At 66.5% G+C, this 23,821-nt stretch carries 26 protein-coding genes; 12 read left to right on the top strand and 14 right to left on the bottom strand.

Annotated elements, in window-relative coordinates; genetic code table 11:
- Window position 1: 1 nt before the first annotated feature.
- Window positions 2-1,120: an MFS transporter gene (locus tag HBF32_RS02170; protein WP_166697991.1), complete on the bottom strand. Its 1,119-nt coding sequence runs from the start codon at window positions 1,118-1,120 to the stop codon at window positions 2-4.
- Window positions 1,121-1,229: 109 nt separating this feature from the next.
- Here HBF32_RS02170 and lexA point away from each other — a divergent pair, with 109 nt between their 5' ends.
- From lexA to HBF32_RS02145, 5 genes are all read left to right on the top strand, one after another.
- Window positions 1,230-1,895, top strand: coding sequence for a transcriptional repressor LexA (lexA, locus tag HBF32_RS02165; protein ID WP_166697990.1), 666 nt, complete (start codon window positions 1,230-1,232; stop codon window positions 1,893-1,895).
- Between the two features lie 2 nt (window positions 1,896-1,897).
- Window positions 1,898-2,527 carry a translesion DNA synthesis-associated protein ImuA gene (gene imuA, locus HBF32_RS02160; protein ID WP_166697989.1) on the top strand — a complete coding sequence of 210 codons (630 nt, stop codon included), beginning with the start codon at window positions 1,898-1,900 and terminating at the stop codon, window positions 2,525-2,527.
- Between the two features lie 16 nt (window positions 2,528-2,543).
- A complete protein-coding gene (locus HBF32_RS02155) occupies window positions 2,544-3,953 on the top strand; it encodes a Y-family DNA polymerase (RefSeq protein ID WP_166697988.1) in 1,410 nt (469 codons plus the stop codon).
- A gap of 110 nt (window positions 3,954-4,063) precedes the next feature.
- Window positions 4,064-7,210 carry an error-prone DNA polymerase gene (locus HBF32_RS02150; RefSeq protein ID WP_338039725.1) on the top strand — a complete coding sequence of 1,049 codons (3,147 nt, stop codon included), beginning with the start codon at window positions 4,064-4,066 and terminating at the stop codon, window positions 7,208-7,210.
- A gap of 187 nt (window positions 7,211-7,397) precedes the next feature.
- Window positions 7,398-7,733 carry a pentapeptide MXKDX repeat protein gene (locus HBF32_RS02145; protein WP_193570315.1) on the top strand — a complete coding sequence of 112 codons (336 nt, stop codon included), beginning with the start codon at window positions 7,398-7,400 and terminating at the stop codon, window positions 7,731-7,733.
- Between the two features lie 107 nt (window positions 7,734-7,840).
- Here the strand turns inward: HBF32_RS02145 and HBF32_RS02140 are convergent, their stop codons facing one another.
- A complete protein-coding gene (locus HBF32_RS02140; protein WP_166697987.1) occupies window positions 7,841-8,065 on the bottom strand; it encodes an RNA-binding S4 domain-containing protein in 225 nt (74 codons plus the stop codon).
- An 11-nt stretch (window positions 8,066-8,076) separates the two neighbouring features.
- Complete coding sequence (locus HBF32_RS02135) at window positions 8,077-9,189, bottom strand: S-(hydroxymethyl)glutathione dehydrogenase/class III alcohol dehydrogenase (RefSeq protein ID WP_166697986.1); 1,113 nt, start codon at window positions 9,187-9,189, stop codon at window positions 8,077-8,079.
- A 534-nt stretch (window positions 9,190-9,723) separates the two neighbouring features.
- Here HBF32_RS02135 and HBF32_RS02130 point away from each other — a divergent pair.
- Window positions 9,724-9,876, top strand: coding sequence for a hypothetical protein (locus tag HBF32_RS02130; RefSeq protein ID WP_166697985.1), 153 nt, complete (start codon window positions 9,724-9,726; stop codon window positions 9,874-9,876).
- Window positions 9,877-9,929: 53 nt separating this feature from the next.
- Here HBF32_RS02130 and HBF32_RS02125 read toward each other — a convergent pair whose 3' ends face one another.
- Window positions 9,930-10,517, bottom strand: coding sequence for a DNA-binding protein (locus HBF32_RS02125; protein ID WP_166697984.1), 588 nt, complete (start codon window positions 10,515-10,517; stop codon window positions 9,930-9,932).
- A gap of 197 nt (window positions 10,518-10,714) precedes the next feature.
- Here HBF32_RS02125 and HBF32_RS02120 point away from each other — a divergent pair, with 197 nt between their 5' ends.
- Window positions 10,715-10,900 carry a CsbD family protein gene (locus HBF32_RS02120; protein WP_166697983.1) on the top strand — a complete coding sequence of 62 codons (186 nt, stop codon included), beginning with the start codon at window positions 10,715-10,717 and terminating at the stop codon, window positions 10,898-10,900.
- Between the two features lie 126 nt (window positions 10,901-11,026).
- Here the strand turns inward: HBF32_RS02120 and HBF32_RS19450 are convergent, their stop codons facing one another.
- A complete protein-coding gene (locus HBF32_RS19450) occupies window positions 11,027-11,152 on the bottom strand; it encodes a hypothetical protein (RefSeq protein WP_275690409.1) in 126 nt (41 codons plus the stop codon).
- Between the two features lie 146 nt (window positions 11,153-11,298).
- Here HBF32_RS19450 and HBF32_RS02115 point away from each other — a divergent pair, with 146 nt between their 5' ends.
- Both HBF32_RS02115 and HBF32_RS02110 read left to right on the top strand, forming a co-directional pair.
- The gene (locus tag HBF32_RS02115) at window positions 11,299-13,320 is read left to right on the top strand and encodes a hybrid sensor histidine kinase/response regulator (protein ID WP_166697982.1); all 2,022 of its coding nucleotides are present in this window, start codon (window positions 11,299-11,301) and stop codon (window positions 13,318-13,320) included.
- A gap of 64 nt (window positions 13,321-13,384) precedes the next feature.
- Complete coding sequence (locus HBF32_RS02110; RefSeq protein ID WP_166697981.1) at window positions 13,385-13,534, top strand: hypothetical protein; 150 nt, start codon at window positions 13,385-13,387, stop codon at window positions 13,532-13,534.
- 7 nt (window positions 13,535-13,541) lie between these two features.
- Here the strand turns inward: HBF32_RS02110 and HBF32_RS02105 are convergent, their stop codons facing one another.
- From HBF32_RS02105 to HBF32_RS02085, 5 genes are all read right to left on the bottom strand, one after another.
- Window positions 13,542-13,748 carry a hypothetical protein gene (locus HBF32_RS02105; RefSeq protein WP_166697980.1) on the bottom strand — a complete coding sequence of 69 codons (207 nt, stop codon included), beginning with the start codon at window positions 13,746-13,748 and terminating at the stop codon, window positions 13,542-13,544.
- Between the two features lie 73 nt (window positions 13,749-13,821).
- On the bottom strand, window positions 13,822-16,656 hold the full coding sequence (locus HBF32_RS02100; protein WP_166697979.1) for a TonB-dependent receptor plug domain-containing protein: 2,835 nt from the start codon (window positions 16,654-16,656) through the stop codon (window positions 13,822-13,824).
- A gap of 202 nt (window positions 16,657-16,858) precedes the next feature.
- Window positions 16,859-17,095 carry a hypothetical protein gene (locus HBF32_RS02095; RefSeq protein WP_166697978.1) on the bottom strand — a complete coding sequence of 79 codons (237 nt, stop codon included), beginning with the start codon at window positions 17,093-17,095 and terminating at the stop codon, window positions 16,859-16,861.
- A gap of 65 nt (window positions 17,096-17,160) precedes the next feature.
- Window positions 17,161-17,406 (bottom strand): DUF2188 domain-containing protein, encoded by a 246-nt coding sequence (locus tag HBF32_RS02090; protein WP_166697977.1) that lies wholly within the window; start codon window positions 17,404-17,406, stop codon window positions 17,161-17,163.
- Between the two features lie 155 nt (window positions 17,407-17,561).
- Window positions 17,562-18,281, bottom strand: coding sequence for an NADPH-dependent F420 reductase (locus HBF32_RS02085; protein ID WP_166697976.1), 720 nt, complete (start codon window positions 18,279-18,281; stop codon window positions 17,562-17,564).
- Window positions 18,282-18,347: 66 nt separating this feature from the next.
- Here HBF32_RS02085 and HBF32_RS02080 point away from each other — a divergent pair, with 66 nt between their 5' ends.
- The gene (locus HBF32_RS02080) at window positions 18,348-19,364 is read left to right on the top strand and encodes a TraB/GumN family protein (protein ID WP_166697975.1); all 1,017 of its coding nucleotides are present in this window, start codon (window positions 18,348-18,350) and stop codon (window positions 19,362-19,364) included.
- Here the strand turns inward: HBF32_RS02080 and HBF32_RS02075 are convergent.
- From HBF32_RS02075 to HBF32_RS02060, 4 genes are all read right to left on the bottom strand, one after another.
- Window positions 19,331-20,368, bottom strand: a complete 1,038-nt coding sequence (locus HBF32_RS02075) for an Lnb N-terminal periplasmic domain-containing protein (protein ID WP_338039724.1) — start codon at window positions 20,366-20,368, stop codon at window positions 19,331-19,333. The two genes, HBF32_RS02080 and HBF32_RS02075, sit on opposite strands and share 34 nt — an antisense overlap.
- 7 nt (window positions 20,369-20,375) lie before the next feature.
- On the bottom strand, window positions 20,376-20,747 hold the full coding sequence (locus HBF32_RS02070; RefSeq protein ID WP_166697974.1) for a response regulator: 372 nt from the start codon (window positions 20,745-20,747) through the stop codon (window positions 20,376-20,378).
- Between the two features lie 152 nt (window positions 20,748-20,899).
- The gene (locus tag HBF32_RS02065; RefSeq protein ID WP_166697973.1) at window positions 20,900-22,609 is read right to left on the bottom strand and encodes a patatin-like phospholipase family protein; all 1,710 of its coding nucleotides are present in this window, start codon (window positions 22,607-22,609) and stop codon (window positions 20,900-20,902) included.
- Window positions 22,610-22,685: 76 nt separating this feature from the next.
- Window positions 22,686-23,045, bottom strand: coding sequence for a DUF1304 domain-containing protein (locus HBF32_RS02060; protein ID WP_166697972.1), 360 nt, complete (start codon window positions 23,043-23,045; stop codon window positions 22,686-22,688).
- A gap of 133 nt (window positions 23,046-23,178) precedes the next feature.
- Here HBF32_RS02060 and HBF32_RS02055 point away from each other — a divergent pair, with 133 nt between their 5' ends.
- Complete coding sequence (locus HBF32_RS02055; RefSeq protein WP_166697971.1) at window positions 23,179-23,445, top strand: hypothetical protein; 267 nt, start codon at window positions 23,179-23,181, stop codon at window positions 23,443-23,445.
- The gene (locus HBF32_RS02050) at window positions 23,442-23,807 is read left to right on the top strand and encodes a UBP-type zinc finger domain-containing protein (protein WP_166697970.1); all 366 of its coding nucleotides are present in this window, start codon (window positions 23,442-23,444) and stop codon (window positions 23,805-23,807) included. Before HBF32_RS02055 ends, HBF32_RS02050 begins: the two co-directional genes overlap by 4 nt.
- Window positions 23,808-23,821: the final 14 nt, after the last annotated feature.

Raw genomic sequence — 23,821 nt, 5'->3', positions numbered from 1 at the left:
CTTAACGCCGCACGATGGACGCGCAGGCCGAGACGACGACGAGCAGCACGGCCACGCCGCCGAGGGCGATGGACAGGCTGCTGCGGTGGGCGACGAAACCGATCGCCGCCGGTCCCGCGAGCATGCCCGCGTAGCCCAGCGACGTCACCGTGGCGATGGCGATGCCCGGCGAGGTACGCGGCTGGCGGCCGGCGGCGCTGAACAGCACGGGGACGATGTTCGATGCGCCCACGCCGACGAGCACGAAGCCCAGCAGCGCCGCGGACGTCCACGGCAGCATGGTGGCGAGGAAGAAACCCAGCGCGGCGACGAAGGCACCGGCGCGGACGATCGTCACCCGCCCCACCGAGGCCGTGATGCGGTCGCCGAGGAGACGGCCGCAGGCCATCGCGATGGAGAACGCCGCATAGCCCAGGCCGGCGAGCGAAGGATCGAAGCCGCGCGAATAACGCAGGAACACCGCGCTCCAGTCCAGCATCGCGCCTTCGGCCAGGAACACCACGAGGCAGAGGAAACCGAGCAGGAGCACGGCGGCGGAAGGCAGGCGGAAGATCGAATGCGTTTCGTCCGCGTCGTGCAGGCGAACCATGAAGTGCCGCCATTGCGTGGCCACGATGGCGAGCAGGCCGCCGCCCACGGCCAACGCGCTGCCGGTGAGCGGTGCGCCCGCCTTCAACAGCGCCGCCATGCCCGCGGAGCCGACCAGGCCGCCCACGCTGAAAAGGCCGTGGAATCCAGACATCATCGGCTTGCCGGCGTGCTTTTCCACGTCCACCGCATGCGCATTCATGGACACATCGACCACGCCCAGCGACGCTCCGAAGAACAGCAGCGCGGCACCCAGCCAATACGCGTCCGGCGCGATCGTCAGCAAGGGCAAGGCCAGGCAGACCATCAGGGCACTGACACCGATCACGTCGCGGTTGCCGTAGCGATGGGTCAGGAAACCTGCCAGCGGCATGGCCGCCGCGGCACCGCACCCCATGCACAACAACACGAGTCCGAGCGCGGCTTCGTCGAGGCCGAGCCTGGCTTTTGCGTACGGGACCATCGGCGCCCAACTGGCCATGCCGATCCCCGAGAGAAGGAAGATCAGGCGCGTCGCTCGTGCGGGATGCATGCGGCTTCCTTTCAGGAGTGAATGCGCAGCACTGTATGCAATCGTGCAACAACGTGCAATCCCTCGTCGCCTCTTGCGCCGCTCCTCGTACATATGTACAAATGTACACATGTCGACACCTTCCCTTACAGAGCGTCAGCAAAAGACCCTCGCCTTCCTGCGGGAATACCTGCAGAGCCAGGGGCTTCCTCCCACGCTGCGCGAGATCGCCGAGGCATTGGGCTTCTCCAGCCACAGTTCCGCCCAGGCCTGCGTGGAGTCGCTGGTGAAGAAGGGCGTGCTGGAGCGCTCGCCGCAGCATCGTGGCCTGCGCCTGCCGGCCGGCGACGCGGGTTACCTGTCGTCGTTCCCGCGAAGGCGGGAGCCCAGCGACTTCCGCGGCATCGCCGCCGCGAACGACCTGCCGTTGATCGGCCGCGTCGCCGCGGGTTCGCCCATCCTCGCGGAAGAGAACATCGAGGCGCAGCTCGAAGTCGATCCCTCCCTGTTCCGCCCGCGCGCCGACTACCTCCTTCGCGTGGTGGGTATGAGCATGCGCGACGCGGGCATCCTCGACGGCGACCTGCTCGCCGTGCACAAGACCGCCACGGCGAACGACGGCCAGATCGTCGTCGCGCGCCTCGACGACGAAGTCACCGTGAAGCGCCTGAAGCACGAGCGCGACCGTCTCCTGTTGCTCCCCGAAAACCCCGACTTCGCCCCCATCGAAGTCGATCCACGCCGCCATGCGTTCGCCATCGAAGGGCGTTACGTCGGCATCATCCGCAGGACCTGACCATGAACGCCATCGCCACCCCGACCCTTGCCCAGGTGCTCGACCATCCCGGTATCTGGCGCCGGTCAGCCGATCGCCAGCCGCGCGTGCGCGCGCTGTCCACGGGCTGGACCTCGCTGGACGCGAAGCTTCCCGGCGGCGGCTGGCCGCAGGGCGCACTGAGCGAGATCCTGTTCGAGCACGACGGCCTCGGCGAGCTGGACCTGGTGATGCCCGCACTGGCCGCGCTCACCCAGGAACACCGCCGGGTGATCTTCGTCGCTCCGCCCTACCTGCCTTACGCCCCCGCGCTCGCGGCGGCCGGAGTGGACCTGCGCTTCCTGCACGAAATCCACGCCGGCAGCACCGAGGCCGCGTGGAGCATGGAACAGTGCCTGCGTTCGGGCTGCTGCGGCGCGGTGGTCGGCTGGCTGCCCGAGATCGATTACCGCAGCCTGCGCCGCCTGCAGCTGGCCGCGGAAAGCGGCGATGCGTGCGCCATGCTCTTCCGTCCCGCCGCGCACGCCGCGCAGAACAGCCCGGCCGCGCTCCGCCTCAAGGTCAGCAACAGCGACGAAGCCACCTACGTGGACGTGCTCAAGTCGCGCGGTCTGCTGACCACCACTGCTCCGCTGCTGCGCATGCGTGCCTGACGATGCTCGCGCAGCCATGCTTTGGGCCTGTCTCCGCTTTCCCGGCCTGGCGTTCTCCGCCGCCTTCGCCGTGGTGCCGGAGGCAGGCCCCTCCGCCCTGCTGGACCACAAGGCGCGCCAGCGTCTGATCGCCGCGGCGAACACCGAAGCCTCATCCTTCGGTGTGCGTCGAGGACAGAGCCTGGCCGCTGCGCGCGCCTTGTGTCCCGCTCTCGAAGTACGTCCGCGCGATCCCGGCGCGGAAGAACGCCTGCTCGCCGAACTGGCCGCCTGGTGCTACCAGTTCAGCGGCCATGTGAGCCTCGTGCCACCCAACGCGATCCTGATGGAGGTCGGCGCCAGCCTGCGCCTTTTCGACGGCTGGCCCCTGCTGGCCGGACGCCTGCGCGCGGGGCTGGCCGGACAGGGTCATGCGCATACGCTGGCGGCCACACCGTTCGCCGCGGCGTCCTGGGTGTTCGCCGCCAGCGCCGATGGGATCGTGCTGCCGGAGCATGAGGGCGTGCGGCGCATGCTCGCTGCGTTGCCGCTGAAGCAGAGCGGGCTGCCCGCCGCCACGGTGACCTCGCTGCAGGCGATGGGCTTCCGCCGCCTCGACGAGGTGTTCCGTCTGCCGCGTCCCGAACTCACGCGGCGCATCGGACGCGAGGGAGTGAACTGGCTCGACCGCGTGCGGGGCCATGCGTCCGACGTGCTGCCCGCATGGCAGCCGCCGGCAAGCTTCCGGCAGAAAATCGAGTTCGACGGCGAACTGGACGGCAGCCAACCGCTGCTCTTCCCGCTGCGCCGGCTCACCCGCGCGCTTGCCAACCAGCTTGCCGCACGCGACGGCGGCGTGCAGCGCTTCACGCTCACCCTCGAGCATGCGCGCGGCGAGGCCACGCGTATCGCGGTCGCCATGGCCGCACCGCAGCGCGATGCCGAGCGCCTGTTCGAACTGGCGCGCACGCGGCTGGAACGTGCCTCCCTGCCCGCTCCCGCGCGGGCGATCGAACTCGACGCCGCCGAACTGCCGGTATTCCGACCGCCCGTGCGCGACCTTTTCGAACCCGTGCGCGGCGACGGCCTGGACTGGCCCACGCTCGACGAGCGCCTGCGCGCACGCCTCGGCGACGCGGCGCTGCGCCAGATCGCGCTGGTCGCCGATCACCGTCCCGAATACGCCTCCCGCTACGGCAGGCCCGGCGACACGGTATCTCCGCCGCGACGTCGCCGGCCCCTCTGGCTCCTGCCGCGGCCGCAACCGATGCGCCCGGAACCGGCGGCCGTGCTCGCCGGCCCCGAGCGCATCGAAAGCGGCTGGTGGGATGGCGGCGATACGCGTCGCGATTACTACATCGTGCGCACGGCACAGGGACAGCAGGCCTGGGCCTACCTGCCGCCCGGCACCCTCGACGGCTGGATGCTGCACGGCTGGTTCGCCTGACCATGGATTTCGCCCGACGGCAGGAGCCGCTATAGCGGCGAGGGAACCCGCCTCGCCGCTTCATCGCTCCGTTGGCTTCTCGCCGCTGTAGCGGCTCCTACATTTTCATCATGATGCAGCTCGATACAGCCAATCTGACACCGGCCAACGACGAGGACAGCGATGTCCCCGCCTATGCCGAACTGCATGCGCTCAGCGATTTCAGTTTCCAACGTGGCGCATCCAGTGCGCGGGAGCTGTTCGAGCGGGCGAAGGCCATCGGCTATGCCGCGCTCGCCATCACCGACGAATGCTCGCTGTCCGGCATCGTGCGCGGACTGGAAGCATCGCTCGACACCGGCCTGCCCCTCGTCGTGGGCAGCGAGTTCCGCCTTTCCGACGGTACCGTCGTGGTCCTCCTCGTCGAGAACCAGGCCGGATACACGGAGCTGTGCAGACTGATCACGCTCGCCCGGCGGCGTGCGCCCAAGGGACGTTACGAACTGCATCGCGCCGACCTCGAAACCCTGGGCGCGGGCCTCTGCCTGCTCTGGGCACCGGGTCCTTACGGCGCCACCGACACGGCGACGCACGACGCGCGCGCCACCTGGGTGGCGGCGCATTTCGCGGGGCGCGCACGGCTCGCCGTGGAACTGCATCGCGGCCAGCACGACGAGGCCGAGCTGGCCGCGATGCGCCAACTCGGCGAACGTCACGGCCTGCCTTGCGTGGCCGCGGGCGATGTCCACATGCACCTGCGGAGCCGCCGGGCCCTGCAGGACGTGATGACCGCGATCCGCATCAACAAGCCATTGTCCGAAGCCGGACACGCGCTCTTCCCCAACGGCGAACGCCACCTGCGCAGGCGCGAGACGATCGCGCGCATCTATCCGCGCGACATGATGGAGGAAACGCTCGCCGTCGCCGCACGTTGCACCGGATTCGACATCCGCCGGATCCATTACGTCTATCCGCGCGAACTGGTCCCCGAGGGCCTCGACCAGGCCACCTACCTGCGTCGCCGGACCTACGAGGGGGCCGCCACGCGCTGGCCGGACGAAGTGCCGCCGTCCATCGTCGAGCGCATCGAAAAGGAACTGGCGCTCATCGCGCACAAGGAATACGAAGCCTTCTTCCTCACCGTCGAGGACATCGTCCGTTTCGCCCGTTCGAAACAGATCCTCTGCCAGGGCCGCGGTTCGGCGGCCAACTCGGTGGTCTGCTTCTGCCTCGGCATCACCGAGGTGAACCCATCCCAGGTGTCCACCCTGTTCGAACGCTTCATCTCGATCGAGCGCGACGAACCGCCCGACATCGACGTGGACTTCGAGCACGAGCGGCGCGAGGAAGTCCTCCAGTACGTGTTCGACAAGTACGGACGCGAGCGCGCCGCCCTCGCCGCCACGGTGATCAGCTACCGTTCCAAGAGCGCCGCGCGCGACGTCGGTCGCGCGCTGGGCCTGTCCGAAGACCAGCTCGACCAGCTGAGCCGCGCCTATTCGCATGCGCACGGCGACGTCTCCATCGTCGAGCGCCTGACCGAACGCGGCTTCGACGTGACGAGCCGCACCATCCGCCAACTCATGCTGCTGGTGGACGAGCTGGTCGGCATGCCGCGGCACCTTTCCCAGCACGTGGGCGGCTTCGTCATTTCCGACACGCCGCTCCACCACCTCGTGCCGGTGGAGAACGCGGCGATGGACCATCGAACGGTGATCCAGTGGGACAAGGACGACCTGGAAACCATGAAGCTGCTCAAGGTCGACTGCCTCGCCCTCGGCATGCTCACGTGCATGCGCAAGGCGGTCGACCTGCTGCGCGCGCAGGGAGGGCCCGACTACAGGCGGCTTGCCGACATTCCTCCCGACGACGAGCGCACTTACGCGATGATCCGGGAAGCGGACACCATCGGCGTATTCCAGATCGAGTCGCGCGCACAGATGTCCATGCTGCCGCGCCTCCAACCACGGGAGTACTACGACCTGGTGATCCAGGTGGCGATCGTGCGTCCCGGCCCCATCCAGGGCGGCATGGTCCATCCCTACCTGCAACGGCGGAAGAACCGGGAAGAAGTCGTCTACGAAAAAGGCGTGAAGCCCGTGCTGGAGCGCACGCTGGGTGTGCCCATCTTCCAGGAACAGGTCATGGCGCTCCTGCAGGTGGTGGCGAATTTCACCGCCGACGAATCCGACGACCTGCGTCGGTCCATGGCCGCGTGGAAGCGCCGCGGCGGCGTGGAGAAATTCGAACCGAGGATCCGCAGGAACATGGCGGCGAACGGTTATTCGCCCGAATTCATCCAGCAGATCATCGACCAGATCAAGGGCTTCGGCAGCTACGGCTTCCCCGAATCGCATGCGGCGGGTTTCGCGCTCATCGCCTATGCGTCGTCGTACATGAAGTGCCACCACCCGGGAGTCTTCACCTGCGCCCTGCTCAACAGCCAGCCCATGGGCTTCTATGCACCCGCGCAACTCGTGGCCGACGCGCGCAGGCATCGGGTGGAAGTACGGCCGCCGGATGTCACGGCCAGTCATTGGGACTGCACGCTCGAACCCGTCGGTCCTGAACCCGGGAGACATGCCCTGCGGCTTGGCCTGCGCATGGTGAGCGGCCTGTCTGCCGGCCTCGGCGAACGGATTGTCGCCGCGCGCGAAGCGGCGCCTTTCCGCGACCTCGCCGACCTATCCCGGCGCGCGGACCTCAACCGTTTCGAACGCGAACGCCTCGCCGACGCGGGCGCCCTGCGCGTGCTCAGCGGGCATCGCCATCGCGCGCGCTGGGAAAGCTCCGGCATCGAGCGCAGCCTGCCTCTCATCGATGCGGTCGCGGAGGCGCGCCCGGTCCTGCGCCCCCCCACCCTGGCGGAGAACGTCTTCGCCGATTATGCCACCCACGGGCTTTCGCTCACGGCGCACCCGCTACGGCTCATTCGCAAGAACTTGCTGGCCCGACGCGCGCGGCGTGCCAGGGACCTCGACGGTGAACGCAACGGTGCCTGGCTGCGCCATGCCGGTCTGGTCACCGTGCGCCAGCGGCCGCAGACCGCCGGCGGCATCACCTTCGTCACACTGGAAGACGAGACCGGACAGGTCAACGTGATCGTCCGGCCCAAGGTGGCCGAGGCCTGCCGCCATGCCCTTCTGGATGCGGTCCTGCTCGCCGTCGACGGCCAGTGGCAGGCCATCGACGGCGTGCGCCACCTCGTGGCGACCCGCCTGCACGATTTCAGCGACCTGCTCCCGGCCATGGACTCCGTTTCCAGGGATTTCCATTAGGGTCGTTAATGGCGACGCATGCTCTCCTGAACGAATGCCGACAATTTGCTGCTTTGCAAAGAGAAAACGCGTTGAAAAAGGGATAGCGTCAGCAAACCTTTGCTAGTCCGGTCTTACCGGTGAGCGATGCCTTCGCGCCGAACATCGCCGAGAGTCCCAAGGCGCCATCCGTTCCAGGAGATCCATCATGCGCAATACGAAACTGATCGTCGCGATGCTCGCCGGCTGTATGACCATGAGCGGGGCCGTCCTCGCCCAGGACGCTTCGCAAGCCACTCCCACCTCGTCCTCGACCGCAGCGATGAAGAAGGGCGGCGATTCGATGGGCCACGATTCGATGGGCCACGACTCGATGAGCCACGATTCGATGAAGAAGGGCGGCGACTCGATGAGCCACGATTCGATGAAGAAGGGCGAGGATTCGATGAGCCACGATGCGATGAAGTCGACCCACAAGACGCACAAGATGAAGAAGGACGACTCGATGTCGGCACCGGCGAAGTCTTCCACGTCCGGGATGTAACCCCAGGGGAACGCAAGTCGCTGGGCCCCTGCCTTCGCAGGGGCGACGACGGGATGCTGCCGCACGTCGTGCCTGCGAAAGCAGGCACCCAGCGACTTGGGCGCCGCTCAGTCGAACTCGGGCAGGACGCTTATTTCCTCGTCGCCGATCGTCACCACCTGCCCGGCACGCACTTTGTACGTCTTGCGCAACTCGCGCACGCCGTCGACGGAAACCAGGCCGTCGGCGACCATATGCTTGCCTTCGCCGCCGCTGGAAGCGATGCCCACCAGCTTGAGCAGCAGGTTGAGTTCGACGTAGTCGCCCTCGAGGCGGAATTCGTGGAAAGCCATGCGATCCGTCCTCAGTACACGATGACGGAGCGGATGGACTTACCCTCATGCATGAGGTCGAAGGCGCGATTGATGTCTTCGAGACCCATCGTGTACGTGATCATCGGATCGATCTTGATCTCTCCCCCCATGTAACGCTCCACGTAGCCCGGCAACTGGCTGCGGCCCTTCACGCCGCCGAACGCCGAGCCGCGCCAGACGCGACCCGTCACGAGCTGGAACGGGCGGGTGCGGATTTCCTGCCCCGCGCCGGCCACCCCGATGATGATCGATTCGCCCCACCCCTTGTGGCAGCACTCCAGCGCGGCGCGCATCACGTCCACGTTGCCGATGCACTCGAACGAATAATCGACGCCGCCGTCGGTGAGATCGACGATGACCTGCTGGATGGGCGTATCCGGATAGTCGCGCGGATTCACGAAATCGGTGGCACCGAGCATCTTCGCCATCTCGAATTTCGACGGGTTGGTGTCGACCACCACGATGCGCCCGGCCTTCGCCATCACCGCGCCCTGGACCACCGAGAGACCGATGCCGCCCAGGCCGAACACGGCCACCGTGGCGCCGGGCTCCACCTTGGCGGTGTTGAGCACCGCGCCGATGCCTGTCGTGATGCCGCAGCCGAGCAGGCAGACCTTCTCGAGGGGGGCGTCCTTGTTGATCTTCGCGAGCGAGATCTCCGGCAACACCGTGTACTCGCTGAAGGTGCTGGTACCCATGTAATGCAGCAGCGGCTTCCCGTTCACGGAGAAACGCGAGGTGCCGTCCGGCATCAGCCCCTTGCCCTGGGTGACGCGGATCTTCTGGCAGAGGTTGGTCTTGCCCGAACGGCAAAACTTGCACTCGCCGCACTCGGGCGTATAGAGCGGAATCACGTGGTCGCCGGGCTTCAGCGAGGTGACGCCCTCGCCTACCTCTTCCACGATGCCGCCGCCTTCGTGGCCGAGGATCACCGGGAAGGCGCCTTCCGGATCGTCGCCTGACAATGTATACGCGTCCGTATGGCAGACGCCGGTGGCGACGATGCGGACCAGCACTTCCCCCGCCTTGGGTCCCTGGACGTCGACTTCCTCGATGGACAGCGGCTTTCCTGCTTCCCAGGCGACGGCGGCGCGAGACTTCATGGACGGTTTCCCTCGTTCGACTATCGGTCCGGCAAGAAGGCCGGCGTAACCCGGAATTCTAGCCCGGCAGGCCGGTCTCCAACCGTCTCCGAGGACATTCGTGAACGCTTTCACAGTCCTCGGGTGACACCGGGGGACCCATTGAGTTAAACTAGGGTTAACGGATACGCCCCAGACGGCGAACGAAAGGCTCGGGTAAGGGTCCGAGGAAACCGAGGAACGGCTCCCGTTGAGGATTTCCTTGAACCTTTTGCTTACAACCGTTGTCGAACTTTTTAATGCCTGTGAGGCCTTGTAAAGCCTCGGGCCGCCCATAGTAAAGGGGCGTAGTAAACTCGTTAGTTCAGAAATTCGGCCCCAAAGCCGCGTGACGAAAGCCTAACGAACCGATTGTTCACCAAACGAAACGGACCGGTGCCCCCGCGCGACTTCTTCGGAAGGTCCAGGGAGCGTAAGGTCCCCGCCACGCCAGAGACCGGCGGCGTCGGCGCCAGAGTATCGAGACATCCGGTCGTACTGACTGGGAGACACGACATGAACGAACTGCGCAACGAATACGGCATCGCCACCTACGAATTCGCCGCCGGTGCCAACGGCAGCGGCAGCTTCGACCTGTTCGGCGGCGAGATGGACGGCTACGACTGGCTGGGCGAAGTGGCCAGCCGCCTGAGCGGCGACGCCCTCTAACAACGCTCTGCCCCCATACCGGAAGGCCCGCCTCGCGGCGGGCCTTCCTTTTGTCAGGACGCCTTCCGCGCCCTCGTCCGTGCCGCCTTCTTCGCGGCCGTCTTACGTCCCGCCGCGCCCTTCGTCCGCGCCGCCTTCTTCGCGGAGGCCGAACGGCTGGAAGCGCTGCGCTTGGCGGCAGCCTTGTGCCCCTGCGCCGACAGGGCCCGCTTCGATGCGGCTGAACGCCCATCGCGCTTCAACGCCGCCGTCGTGGCCCGCGACCGGGCTGTCGATTTCTTCGCCGTCGATTTCGTTGTCGCGGACTTCTTCGCCGTGGACTTCTTCGTCGACGCGCGCTTGCGCGTGGCGGATTTCTTCGCGGTCGTTCCCGACGAACGCTTGCGGGTGGCTGCGCGGGAATCCTGCGCTGCCTTTTTCTTCGTCGCCTTGCTCGCCGTCTTCGACGGTTTGGCCTTGACCCCCGCCCGGCGGGCCTTCGACAGGCCTATGGCGATGGCCTGCTTGGCGGAACGTGCACCATGCTTGCCTTCGCGAACATGCTCGATCTCTTCGCGTACGTATTCACCGGCCTGTGTCGAGGCCGACTTCCCTTCGCGCTTGTCCTTTCGTGCCCTGGCAGTGGTTTTCTTCTCAGGCATGACTCGAGGCTCCTCCGGGAGTTGACGGTGTCGTCGGCTGACGAGACTGCTCGGGCAAACGTGATGCGCGTGTGCTGTCCGCGTCAGCGCGGCCAAAACGGTGAAGCAGGCCGTACGCAGGCTTCACGCATCGGTAATCCACAGCCGGAGTACACAGATCGCACTGCGAAAGGCGCAGTCACAGCGAGGAGGTCACCGTGGACAAGAACCGTACCGAAGGCATGAAACACGAAGTCAAGGGCAGCCTGAAGGAAGCGGCCGGCAAGATGACGGGCAACCACGCAAAGGAAGCGGCTGGCAAGATCGAAAAGAATGTCGGCAAGGCCCAGCGTGAAGTCGGCAAGGCAGCGGATCGCGCCCGCGACAACGATCGCCATCATTGACAGTCCTGCGCGGGGGCCGGGGGCCCCCGCGCCCTCTCCTTGAGCCCGGGCTGCGCGGGAGGGTCGGTTCGGACATGGGGGCTTCCCTGGAGAACCAGGGAAGCATATCGGGAACCGGCCCTTACCTCAGGTGCAGCCGCGTACCAGGGCGATGAGGATGAGGATCGGGATGGGCACGCCCAGGATCCAGAGAAGTATGTAACCGATGCCGCCCTTCTGCTTGCCTGGCTGCGGCGCGCTGTCGTCGTTCATGCGTGTCCCTCCTCGGGTTGGTGTCGTGGACGACGTTCCGACGCTGGCCGTGGATCGCGCGTGACAGCCACGCCACGACAAGATTCGCAACGACGCAGCCTTCGCGGCCCTTGCATTATTCCGGAAGCCAGCTACCGGCGCCGGACATGTCGAACCACCGTTACCCCGATCCCTTCGCCTTCCTCCCCGCCGACTCCCCGACGGCCGCCGAGATACGCGCCTTCGACTGGGACCGTTCGCCGCTGGGCCCGGTGGCGACATGGCCGGTGGGGCTTCGCGCGATGCTCGCCACGATGTTCGGCTCGCCGCAGCCCATGTTCGTGTCGGCGGAACCGGGACAGGTCTTTTTCTTCAACGATCCCTACCGGGCCATCCTCGGCAGGCGTCTCTCCGGCGCCATCGGGAAGCGCTTCGACGAACTGTGGGCCGACGTATGGGACGACATCGCCGGGCACGTGGCGCAGGCGCTGGCCGGCAACGGCAGCATGCATCGCGACCTGCCGCTGGCGATGACCCGGCACGGCTTCGTCGAGAGCACGTGGTGGACCTTCTCGTTCGCGCCCCTGCGCGACGAATGCGGCAAGGTCATCGGGATGTACGCAATGACCAACGAGACCACGCGCGGCGTGCGCTCGGCAATGACCCTCCGCGAGTTGAACGACTCGCTGGAGCGCGAGATCAACGTCCGCACGCGCGAGCGCGACCAGATCTGGGCCGTGTCGCCGGACCTCTACATCGTCATGGCGCGCGACGGCCGTTACCGCAACGTCAATCCGGCATGGCAGAAGGAGCTTGGGTACGAAGCCGGCGAGGTCACCAGCATGGGCTTCGGCGACCTCGTCCATCCCGACGACCTCGATCGTGCCCGCGACGCGATGACCCAACTGCTGGACGGCGAAACGGTGGAAGACCTCGAGGTGCGCCTGCGCGCGAAGGACGGCAGCCACCGCTGGTTCGCCTGGACCTGCGTGCCCGACGGCGAGGTGGTCTATGGCATGGGCCGCGACGTGCAGAAGCGGCGCGACATGGAGGACCAGTTGCGCCACGCGCAGAAGCTCGAGGCGCTGGGACGGCTCACGGGCGGTATCGCGCACGACTTCAACAACATCCTCGGCGGCATCGGCGGCGCCATCGAGATCGTGAGCGAACGCATCGAGAACGGCAGGCTGGGAAATACCCGGCGCATGCTCGATGCCGCCCACGGTGCCGTCAACCGCGCGGCCGGCCTCACCCATCGCCTGCTCGCCTATGCGCGGCAACAGGCCCTGTCGCTGTCCGACGTGGATGCGAACGGCATCGTGCGCGGGCTGGACCTGCTGCTCCGCCCGCTGCTGGGCGAACAGGTAGCCCTTGAGCTGCGCATGCAGCACGACCTGTGGCGCACGCTTTCCGACGCGAGCCAGTTGGAAAGCGCGATCCTCAACCTCGCGATCAACGCACGCGACGCGATGCCCGGCGGCGGGATGCTCTGCATCGCGACACGCAACGCCGTGGCCCAGGACATCGGCATGGGGCGGGCCGACTACGTCGTCATCGCGGTGACCGATACCGGCACCGGCATGTCGCGTGCGGTGGCGGAGAAGGCCTTCGATCCGTTCTTCACCACCAAATCGATCGGTCAGGGCACGGGCCTCGGCCTCTCGATGGTCGACGGCTTCGCGCGGCAGACGGGCGGCCGGGCGATCATCGAATCGGAACCCGGCAAGGGCACCACGGTGAGCCTGTGGCTACCGCGCCATGCCGGCGACACCAAGGCCACGCACGCGCATATCGATCGCAGCACCTGCCACGGGGCGGGCCGGCGCGTCCTCCTGGTGGAAGACGAACACATGCTGCGGTCCCTCGCACGCGAGGTTCTCGAGGAAGCGGGTTATTCGGTGGAAGACCATGCCGAAGCCGCGGAGGCCCTGCGCGCCCTGCGTGGCGCCTCGAGACCCGACATCCTGGTCACCGATATCGGCCTGCCAGGCATGGACGGACGCCAGCTGGCCCAGTTCGCGCGCGAAGCCATGCCCGATCTCCCGGTGCTGTTCATCACCGGCTACGCGTGGGAGGCGTTCGCCGACGCGCCGCGGCTGCCGCCCAGGGCATCCATCCTCGGCAAGCCTTTCTCGCTCCACGCCCTGGTCGATGCCGTGGCGGACCTGATTGACGGCACGAACCCCTAACACCGGCCATCCATTTCCTTGACCGGCCGCCCGTGAGACTCGGCTCGTCCCCCCGGAGCACCCGATGAACCGTTCGCGTTACTACGCCCTTATCGCGCTGATCGTCGCGCTCGTGGCGATCTTCGTGATCGGCGCCATCCATCGCGGCGGCCCGGCCGGCGACGTACCCGACGACGGCGAGCGGGCACCGGCGGCACGGCCCGCGGAACGTTAGCGCGTCCCTAAGCCGGCTCGGCCTCGGAGGCGGCGGTCGCCTCGGCGGCATCGTGCGCTGTCGCGGCGCGCTGCATGGCCACCAGGAAATCGGTGCCGTAGCGCATCACGAACGGCGCGACCGTGCCCGGCATGAAGCCGTCCGGCCATGCTGCCGCGGTATCCGGGTTGGAACGGACTTCGATCGAGCGAAAATGCGTGAATCGACTTGCCATGGCCTTTACGGCCCCCTGTTGGTATTCCCCCAGGGAGCCGTTTAAAGCAAAAGGCCGGGCCCGTCAATGCTTCCTACAGCTTCACCCGCACGCCAAGGGTGAAGAACCGGCCGACCACGCCGTTCTGTGCGTAGGTCGGGTTGTAGTTCAGCGCGGCATAGTTCAGCGGGTCGAACGGCGCCTTCTTGTCGAACACGTTCATGACGGAACCGGTGATCGCCACCTTGTCGGTGAGGTCGTAACGGCCGGTCAGGTCGAAGTCGGTGAACGAGGCCATGCGGCAGCTCGCCGGTACGTTCGCGCCCGTGTCCGTGTTGGTGGAGAAGCATCCCGGGGCGATGTCCGGCGCGGTGAGCTTGATGGCGCTGGTGTAGTACAACGTGCCGGTGATCGTCGCCTTCCCGAACTGGATGCTGTTGGCCCACGACCCGCGATAACGCGGCGTGCCCGCGCCCGAGGAAACGCCATAGGGTCCATGCGTGCCCACGAATTCCAGCCGCGTGCCGTCCTCGAGGGTCAGCTTCCACGTGATGATCTTCGTGAGGTTCAGTTCGCTGGTGTAGCGCACGTTCGGGCCAAGGTCGAATCCTGCCTTGAGGTTGAGGTCCAGGCCCTTCGTCTCCAGCGCATTCTGGTTGACGTAGGGCGCGGAGACGATCAACGGCCTCGGCAACGCATCGGGCGCCGCCGGGTCGGGCACGTCGGGCACGATGGCCGAGGCTTCCGGCAACGGCTGGCCGGCATAGTACGCATCCAGCACGGCGCTGGGGCTCTGCTGCGCGATCACGCCCGTCTTCTTGATCCGGTAATAATCCAGCGACGCGCTGAGGTCCTGCGTGGGCTGGTAAAGCACGCCGAACGTCCAGCTCTTGGAGCGCTCGGGCTTCACGTCCGGATTGGCCCGCGTGAGGAAAGCGAGGCCATAAGGCTGCACGTAGCCGCTGTTGTTGTGCAGGGCCTGGAAGTCTTCCGGCGGAGTGTACGTGGCGAAGCCCTGCGCCTCGCTCGAACCATTCTCGGCGAAGCTTGGCGCGCGGAATCCCTTCGAGAAGGTGCCGCGCAAGGCAAGCTCCTCGATGGGTTTCCACTTGATGCCGATCTTCGGCGAGAAGTTGTTGCCGAAGTCCGAGTAATGGTCGAACCGGCCCGAGACGTCCACTTCCAGCGACTCGAGGAAGGGCGCATCCAGTTCCACATAGGCGCCGGATACCGTGCGGTCGCCCTTCACGTGCGCGATGCCGAGACCCTGCGCACGCAGGCCCGGATTGAGGTCCGGATCGTCCTGCTCTTCGTGGCGTACGTCGATGCCCGCCGCCAGCCCCAGCGCACCGCCGCCCAGGTCGGCCAGCGGCCGCGTGACGCGGAAGTCGAACTGCTGCAGGTCGCTCGTGGATGTCTTCTTCAGCTGCGGCGACAGCGCGTCGAGCAGCTCCCGGGAATTGGACCCCGGGTCGAGGAAGTTGTATGTGCCGTTGGTGACGACCTCGATCAGCTTGTTGTAGTCGAGGAAGCCGTTCAGCCACGTATCCAGCGACGAATGATTGAACACCAGCGCGGTGTCGTAACCCCAGTCGCCCCAGTACCCGGTAAAGCCGCCCATGATGCGCAGGTTGTGGTTCTTGCTGCCGCCGCTGGCGAGCGCGCTGGGAAAACCGAAGTTGATCAGCGCGGCCTTGCCCTCCGCCGCGAACGGGTTGTTCGGATTGAGCGAGCCGTCGGGCAGCGTGGCCGGCAGGGCGATCGAATTCGTGTTGCGCGGCGTCCCCGCCTGGATCTGTGCCGGCGCGCCCGGGAAGGTCGTGGTCACTTCGTAGTAGCTGGCACCCAGGTAGGCCTTCGAGCGCTCGCCCACGTTGAGGGTGAAACGCCCATACAGGCCACGACGGTCCATGGTGGGCTGGATGGCGGTGTAGCGTGCGAAGTTCTGCGCGCAGTAGCTGCCCGGATTCGCCGGGTCGTCGGTCACCAGTGTCGACCTCGGACCGCAGGGTGCGAGCGGCTGCGCCACGCCATCCGGATCGGCAACGCCGGATGTCACATCGCCGGGACGCGACAACGTGCCCGGGGTGACCGTGCCATAGATCGACCCGGAATTCTGCGACGGTTGACCGCCGATGAGGTTGTTTCCGCCGCTGCGACGGATGTCGGCCGTGTTGTACGGATAGCCGCGCTGGCGCGTCAGGATTTCCTCGTCCCGCTGCCATTCCGCGCTCAGGTAAGCGTTCCAGCCGTCCTTTTTCAGGTCACCGCCGCCGAACAGCACCGTGGCGCGCTTGGTCGTGCCGCCGCCATGCTGCGAGGTGCCGATGTCGGCGGTGAATTCCGTGCCCTGGTAGTCCGGACGCAGGATGACGTTCACCACGCCCGCGATGGCGTCCGCACCATAGAGCGACGAAGCGCCGTCCTTCAGCACCTCGATACGCTCGATGGCGTTGGAAGGAATGGTGTTCAGGTCCACGAACGAGCGCTGGCCGTCGTCGGTCAGCGGATAGCTCGCCGCACGCCGCCCGTCGATCAGCACCAGGGTGGAATTAACGGTGAGGCCGCGCAAGGCGACACCCGACGAGCCCGCCGCAAAACCGGCGGTGAACGAGGCGGGAATCGACCCGCTGTTATCGGCGGATACCGCTCGCACCACGTCCGAGACGGTGGTCAGGCCGCTCTTCTGGATCTGCTCGGCGGTGATCGTGGTCACCGGCGAGGGAGTTTCCACGTCGATACGCGGGAGGGCCGAACCGGTGACGGTGATGGTGGAGAGTTCCGTGGTCTGGCCGCTTTGCGCGTTCTGCGGCGGCGGTGGCGGCGGCGATGGCGCCTCCTGCGCGGCAACCGCGCCGCACGCCAGGGCGGTGGCGATGGACAATGCGAGGCCGTGGCGCCGAAGCACCTTCTGCGACGAGCTTTTCATTGTGAGTCTCCGAAGCCTTAGGGGAGTTGGGCTGGGACTTCGCGGCTCCGGGAATGGACCTGAAAAAACGCTTCATTCACAGGGACGCAAGGAAAACTTACGCCGCGCAGGAAGGACGCACCATCGGCCATTCGGAATATATTGCGGCCCCGAAAAACAGGGGCATGTGGCACGCCCTATGCAGCACAGGGCCTTCTTCGCGTCAGGTCTCGCCGGGATCGAAACCCTCGCGATCCTTCATCAACTGGCGGGCCGCCAGGATGCCGAGGCGCATGCCCTCCGCACAGGCATCGTCCTCGTTCTCATGCAATGTCACGCAGAGCTTCTCACTTATCTCCTCGCCATCCTCGCTGATGACGTACTTACCGCGCCAGCGGCCTGGCTTGGCAACGTAACACGTGCCTTCCACGTCGAAGTAACCGATCTTTCGATGCGTCATGGGTGGGGTGATCCTCCGTTTCCGGCTCCCATCCTATGCATCGCGCATCAACGCGACGTGCAGCGCTATTGCAGCCCGCTGACCGGGCGCTTCGCGTTGGATTCGAACTCGCGCCAGATGCCGTCGGCACCCTCCACCGACACCAGCACCTGGACGCCGTTCTGCGTGCCCAGCAGCTTGGACTGCTGGACCGCGTAGGCGATGGCGGCGATTCGCGTCTCGAAGTTCTCAGTCGGCACGCCATTCATCTGCACGTGCCAAAGACCCGCCATATCGGGATGGAAGGGAATGTCGTAGATCACCATGGCCATGGAAAAGGTGGGTAACCTCGCAAGGCGTAGGGCCGGCGATCCCAGGGACATGGGGCGAGACGGCAGCATCAACAGAGGCGCAAGATTATCCGTTTCATTCCTTCGCTACAACGGAGCGATCCCGGCCTTTCCTTCACGCGGCGATCACGACGCGATCAACGGGGCTCGTCGAACGTGCCCGGACTGCTCTTCGAGGCGCGCCACTCCGGCTTCCGCGCGCGTTGCGCGTCGAGCAACGCCTGACGTACGCCTTCCAGGTCGCGATCGGCCGTATAAACGGGCGTTCCCGGCTGCTGACGCCACGACTCGGCCAGCGAACCCGCATCGACGCCGTCGAAGCCCAACTCATCGACGAGCTTCAGCACTTTCGCCTTCGCATTGGCATCGTCGCCCGCCACGGGAAGCGCGATCCTCGCATCGGCCGTGGCGGGTTTGCCGAGCGTACCGAGGTGCTCGGCATAGATGTTGTTGAACGCCTTGATCACGGGACGGCGGATCCGATCGGACACCCATTGGCTCTCGGGCACGCCATCCTCGATCGATTCGATCCGGCCGTCGCGCTGCTGCGGATAATAGTTGCCGGTGTCGACCACGACCGTTTCCTCGGGCACGCCGTCGAACAGGTCGGGCGGCAGACTCGTCACCTTCGCTTCGGGGATCGTCACGATGACGACATCGACGCCGCGCGCGGCCTCGCGGGCAGTGACGGCGACGGCGCCGGTTTCCTGCTCGATGTGGGTGAGCGTCTCGGGACCGCGCGAATTGGCGATGAGCACGTCGTGGCCGATCTCCCGGAAACGGCGGGCTAGCGTATGGCCGATGTTGCCGGCGCCGATGATGCCGATCTTCATGGTACGGACTCCGTTCGGGTTCATCCCTCCATCTTCGACGCGCCGCGTGAAAGACGGGCGAGCGAAGAGTGAGCCTCCTATACTTCCACGATGCGCGCGCACACCCTTCCCGCCACCCTCGCCTTCCTTTGCATGGCCTGGCTTCCCGCCGTAGCGGTGGCGCAGACGGCACCGACGGGCTATATCCCTACGCTGGAAGCCGTCACGGTCAGCGGCGAACAGCCCGGACCGGGATTGTGGCGGGCGAGGCGCGACGGTCACACGCTCCTCATTCTCGGCAGCCTCGTGCCGCTGCCGGGAAAGATGACCTGGAAGACCGGCGAGATCGACGACGCGCTCGCCCATTCGGGCGCGCTCATCATGCCCCCGCACGTCGAGATCAAGCCCAACACCGGCTTCTTCGGACGCCTGGCTTTGCTTCCCTCCCTCATCGGCGTGCGCAAGGCGCCCGACGGGGCCACGCTGAAAGAGACTGTCCCGCCGGACGTCTACGCGCGCTGGCTCGCGGTGAAGGCCCGCTACATCGGCAACGATCGCGGCGTGGAGCGCTACCGTCCCATCTTCGCCGTGCTGGAACTTTACAAGTCGGCCGTCAAGAAGGCCGGGCTGGGCAAGTCCGGGGACATTACCCGCTCGGTGGCCGACCTGGCCCGCAAGCACGGCGTGCGACAGGTGCCGGTGGAGTACACGCTGCTGGTGGACGACCCGCGCGCCGCCATCAAGTCGTTCAAGCATTCGACGCTCGACGACGTGTCCTGCTTCACGCAGAGCGTCGACAACATCGATGCGCAGCTGGCCGACATGACGCGGCGTGCGAATGCCTGGGCCACGGGCGACATCGCCGCGTTGCGCGACGAGCGTAGCGCGAAGCAGCGGATAACCTGCATGAATGCGGTGACCGAGGGCGGCGTGGCACAGCGCATCGGCCTCGCCGACGTTCCGAAGGCGGTACGCGAACGCTGGCTTGCCGCCGTCAACGCGACCCTGGCGACGGATGCGCAGGCCGTCGCCATCGTGTCGATCGACGACCTCCTGGGCAAGGACGGCTATCTCGAAGCATTGCGGTCCCGCGGCTACACCGTGGAATCGCCGGACGAGGCCGACTGAGCGGACGGCATACCCTGCCTGATCGCTGCCGAAAAATCGTCGTCCGGACCGGTTGCCTTGGCCCGCGACGTGATCCGCCCCATTCGCCGCCATTCGTCCACGTCGAAGCGACGGTCGAGGGCACCCGCGTCGCGCAGGTACTCGGGGAGGTATCCCGTCAACAGCAGGCGCAGGTCGAGCGGCAGTGCGCCATCGATCCGCTTCGCCATGCGGTAGACGATGGTGGTGCAGTTCGAGGTGACGGTGTTGTAGAAGCGCGGCGCCCGCTCGAGTTCGTTCGCCGCCTCCACATAGGAGACGAAAAGGGAACGCATGGCTTCGGGCGTCATCCGCAGCGGAAAGACGTACGCGTCCTCGCCGCGCACGTTGGTGCGCACGCGCACGATGTCGCGTTCTTCCGCGGCGATCAGCACGAGTTCGAACTGACGGAAGAAGCCGCCGATCTCGGAGAACGCCTCGTCGCGCTTGCGCCGGATCTCCACGGAGAACACGACATGCCGTCCGTCGTCGAAGCCGAACGAAAGCATGGCATGCGCAATCGCCTTGCCCGACCAGTAGGAGACGATGGCGTCCGCCCCAGCCAGGCGATCCAGGTCGTATACCCGCGTTTCCCAGCGTGCGTCGTAGTCGTTCTCGCCGCGCCAGTCGAAATCGCGCACGTTATGCAGCGCCACATCGTGACCGCGCACCTCGCCACGCAGCAGGCAGGCCACGTCGTCGGCCCATACGCGATCGTTGCGCGGGCGGATCGACGCCCACCAGACCAGCAGCGCGGCATAGCCAACGGCAACGGTGGGCAACGCCCACTTCGCCCCCCAGGACAGCCATGCGACCCATGCGAGCAGGCAACCCGCCATCCAGACAGTCGCGACGGCGAGACGCAGGGCGCGGGGCCCTGGGAAACGGAACGCCAGGGCCAACGCCCCCCAGGCACCGGAAACGAACAGCAACAGGCCCGCGAGAAGTCCGGCCGCGCCGCGGGCGAGCAGGCCGGACCGGGTCACGCCCGGGCTAGCCGGCCCGCGCCAGGCTCGCTTCGCGGATGGCGTTCTCGAGCTGGTGCGCACTGTATGGCTTGCATACCAGCGGCGCCTGGTACCGATGCGGGATATCGACGGCCATCGAGCCGGTAGCCAGCACGTACGGGATGCCGCGGCGCTTCAGTTCGTCCAGCGCGGGATAGGCCATGATCCCCTGCAGATCGAGGTCCACCACGGCCACGTCGCAAGGCTCCACGTGGGCCACCCGGATGGCCTCCTCGATGCAATCGGCGCAGGCGGCCACGTCGTAACCGAGCCGCTCGGCGAGCAGGTCGGTCAGGGCGGAAGCCAGACCCGAATGATCTTCGAAGACGATCGCCCGCGGCGCGGCTGTCATGTTCATACGAAAACCTGCGATCTGTGGCCTGGAAACCAAGCTACTCCCGTTTTCGCGTCACGACCATACGCCGTGCGCAAATTCGGCTAGGAAATTTTTGTAGTTCTTCACGAAATCGAATGCACGATGTCGTTTGCCACGATTTAAGGGATTTTTCCTCACCAGAGGTCATGTTTCTGCAACGCTTCGAGCAGCTTTCGCGAGGCGAAATCGAGCAGCTTCCTGCGTGCATAGGTATGCCAGGCAAGCCAGGTCAGGATCTTGTCTTTCCATGTGGCCGTGGCGACCGAATACAGCGCATCCAGCCGCTTCTTTACCGCCGGCATGAGGCTCGCCGGATCGAAGGCGCCCTTGGGCCAGTCCGGAAGAAGGTCTTCGCGCTGGCCGGGGTCGCAGTGCCCCACGAGGGGAATGACCGGTGCGTGCCGCACGCCGTCGCGATCGCGAAGGAAGTGGGCCAGCGCCGGATCGGCGGCCCACCCGGCGACGATGGGATTATTCGCCGGCACGAGGAAATGCTCGGCCAGGAAACGCTGGGCGTTACGCCGGCCGAGCAGGAAGTCATGGCGGCGGTAGGCTTCGGCGAAGAAGCCGGAAAAACCGCCGAGCGCCCCCGCGGCGATGGCACGGCCGCCGAGCCAGCGGGTGGTTCCGTCCAGCGCGGGGCGGGTGGGCGCGATCAGGAAGCGGCTATAGACCGCATCGTCGAGCGCCAGGGCGATCTCCCGGGGTTTGAAGCGCGCCTGTTGCTTCCACGAGGCGAAGAGCGCCGTCAGCGCTTCCACGATGTTGATCGACGCCGCGAATTCAGGCCCCAGGTCGTCGGGCTCGGGAAACGGGTCCACCATGAGCACGATGCGGTTCACTTCGTCGCCACGGCGGGGGTTCCGGCCCAGGGTGCCCGCCAGTTCGGTGCGGGCGAGTTCAAAGGGCTCGTTGTCCATCGCCCCGCCGTCCACCCCGACGAAGCGGTAGGTCGGGCCGTGGCGGTCCCATGCGTCGCGCCTCGGCTCGATCGGCACGACCCGTGACCTGCCATGTTCGTCCGGTACCACGACGGTGCGTTGCATGTAGTCGCTCCAGCGCCGCTCCACCTCGCGATAACGCAGGCCGCCGGGGAACGCCGAGGATGCCAGCGCGGCGTTCATCAGGGAGGTCCAGGCTCGATCGGGCAGCTGCTTGGGATGCGGCACGTAGAGATCGTCGGGGTACTGCCAGGCGCGGTCGTAAGGCCCCTGCCCCGTGTCGACGGCAAAGCGCAGGTAGTCCTCGTGCGCGACCATGCTGTGCACGGCGTCCGCGGTGGCGCCCGCGAACGGCACCGCATACGGCACGCCGCGCAGGTTCGTCACGGTGAACACCAGCTTCAGCGGGTTGGCGACGTAAGGGCGCGCCAGTGGCGGGCCCTCGAAGCGCAGGACGTGCGCCGCGATATCGTCCAGGGAGCGCGTGTCGAGCAGCGAGGCGATCGGGACGTTCTTGTCCTTGAGGTCGTCCGTGCCGAGGAAACCACGGATGTCGATCCGTTTCACCCAGACGTCGTAGAACGGGTTGTCCGGCACGTCCACATCGGCGATGTGCACGTGGGGAAACGCGTAAGGCAGCGCCACCGCCGACATCACGCCGTTGATACTGCCGGCCGACGCGCCCGAGATATCCCTCAGGAGGACGTCGTGGCTGGGGACCGGAAGCTTGTTCCGCTTCGCCTCGTACCAGTGTTCCAGCGCCTCATAGACGAAATCCAGGACACCGGCGGCATAGGCGCCGCCGGACACCGCACCGGCCAGCGCAAGCCCCAGTTCGAAGGTGTACGCCCGTGGGGGAGGCGTGATTTCCGGGTGCGCCAGGGGCAGGTCCGTATCGGGCATGTCCACTCCATCGCCAGGGGTCGACGCATTATGGACAATGCCGCGCGCCTATTCCCGGCCCCCTGCCGCGCTTTCCTTATCGGGCCATCCACTGGGCCGCAAGCGCCAGGGCGGCCGGCAGGGCCTGGACATAGAGGATGCGCCGGCTGGCGGTCAGCGCGCCCCACAGGCCGGCCACGACGACGCAACCGAGGCCGTAGAAGACGAAGACCGTGGCGAACGGCTCGCGCAGGGCGAGTCCCAACGCCAACGCGACCACGAGGAAGGCGTTGTAGAGCCCCTGGTTGGAGGCGAGCGCGGCACTGTCCCGGGCGAAATCGGCGCTGATGCCGAACACCCTCGGCCCGCGCGAGCGCCACAGGACCATTTCCAGGACGACGATGTACACGTGGATCAGGATCACCAGGACGGTGAGCGCGGTGGCGACGACGGGCATGCTCTTGTCCTTGGGCTGAGGGGCCGGTGACCGAGGATAGCCGCTTATCCGCCCGGCAACCCGGGTCTGCCTCGTCCCGGGATACGCCGCTTAGGCCGGAAGGCGGATTGCATTGTGACCGACATTCGGCACCATGGGTGGAATGTGCAAGGACTCGGCAGCCCAGGAGATATCCCTGGAGGCCCTCGGGCTACTCCAGGCCTTGCTGCACCACGATTACGACGAGGCACAGCTCCGCGCCAACTACATGGTCCGCTGCGCGCTCCAGCACGATTGCCTGAAGGTCGCCGACGCCGCCGAGAAGATCGAGGCCCTGCTGGCCCGCGGCTGCCCCAATGCCATGGAACTCCGGATTGCCTTACGCTTCCTGACGACATCGGTCGACGGAATGCGGACATGAACGGCAAAGGCAACGGCATCGATCCAACGGCGGCTCCCAGCGGTACCGGATGCGCCGAATGCGAACGCGAGGACGGCTGGTGGCTGCACCTGCGCCGCTGCGCGCAGTGCGGCCACATCGGCTGCTGCGACGATTCCCTGGCGAAACACGCCACGAAACACGCGCAGGAAACCGGCCACCCGATCATCCAGAGTTTCGAGCCCGGCGAAGACTGGTTCTACGATTACCGCGACGAAAGCGTGTTCGACGGCCCCATTCTGGCGCCGCCGAACAGTCACCCTGTCGACCAGACCGTACCCGGCCCGGAAGACCGCGTTCCGAAGAGGTGGCAGCGCATATTGCTGCAGTCCCGCGAACGATAGGAGGATCGCGCTGT

The organism is Luteibacter yeojuensis, from assembly GCF_011742875.1.
In the GTDB taxonomy this organism is placed as follows: Bacteria; Pseudomonadota; Gammaproteobacteria; order Xanthomonadales; family Rhodanobacteraceae; genus Luteibacter; species Luteibacter yeojuensis.
The sequence above is the reverse complement of the archived record's forward strand: the minus strand, read 5'-3'. Positions and strand labels throughout refer to the sequence as shown.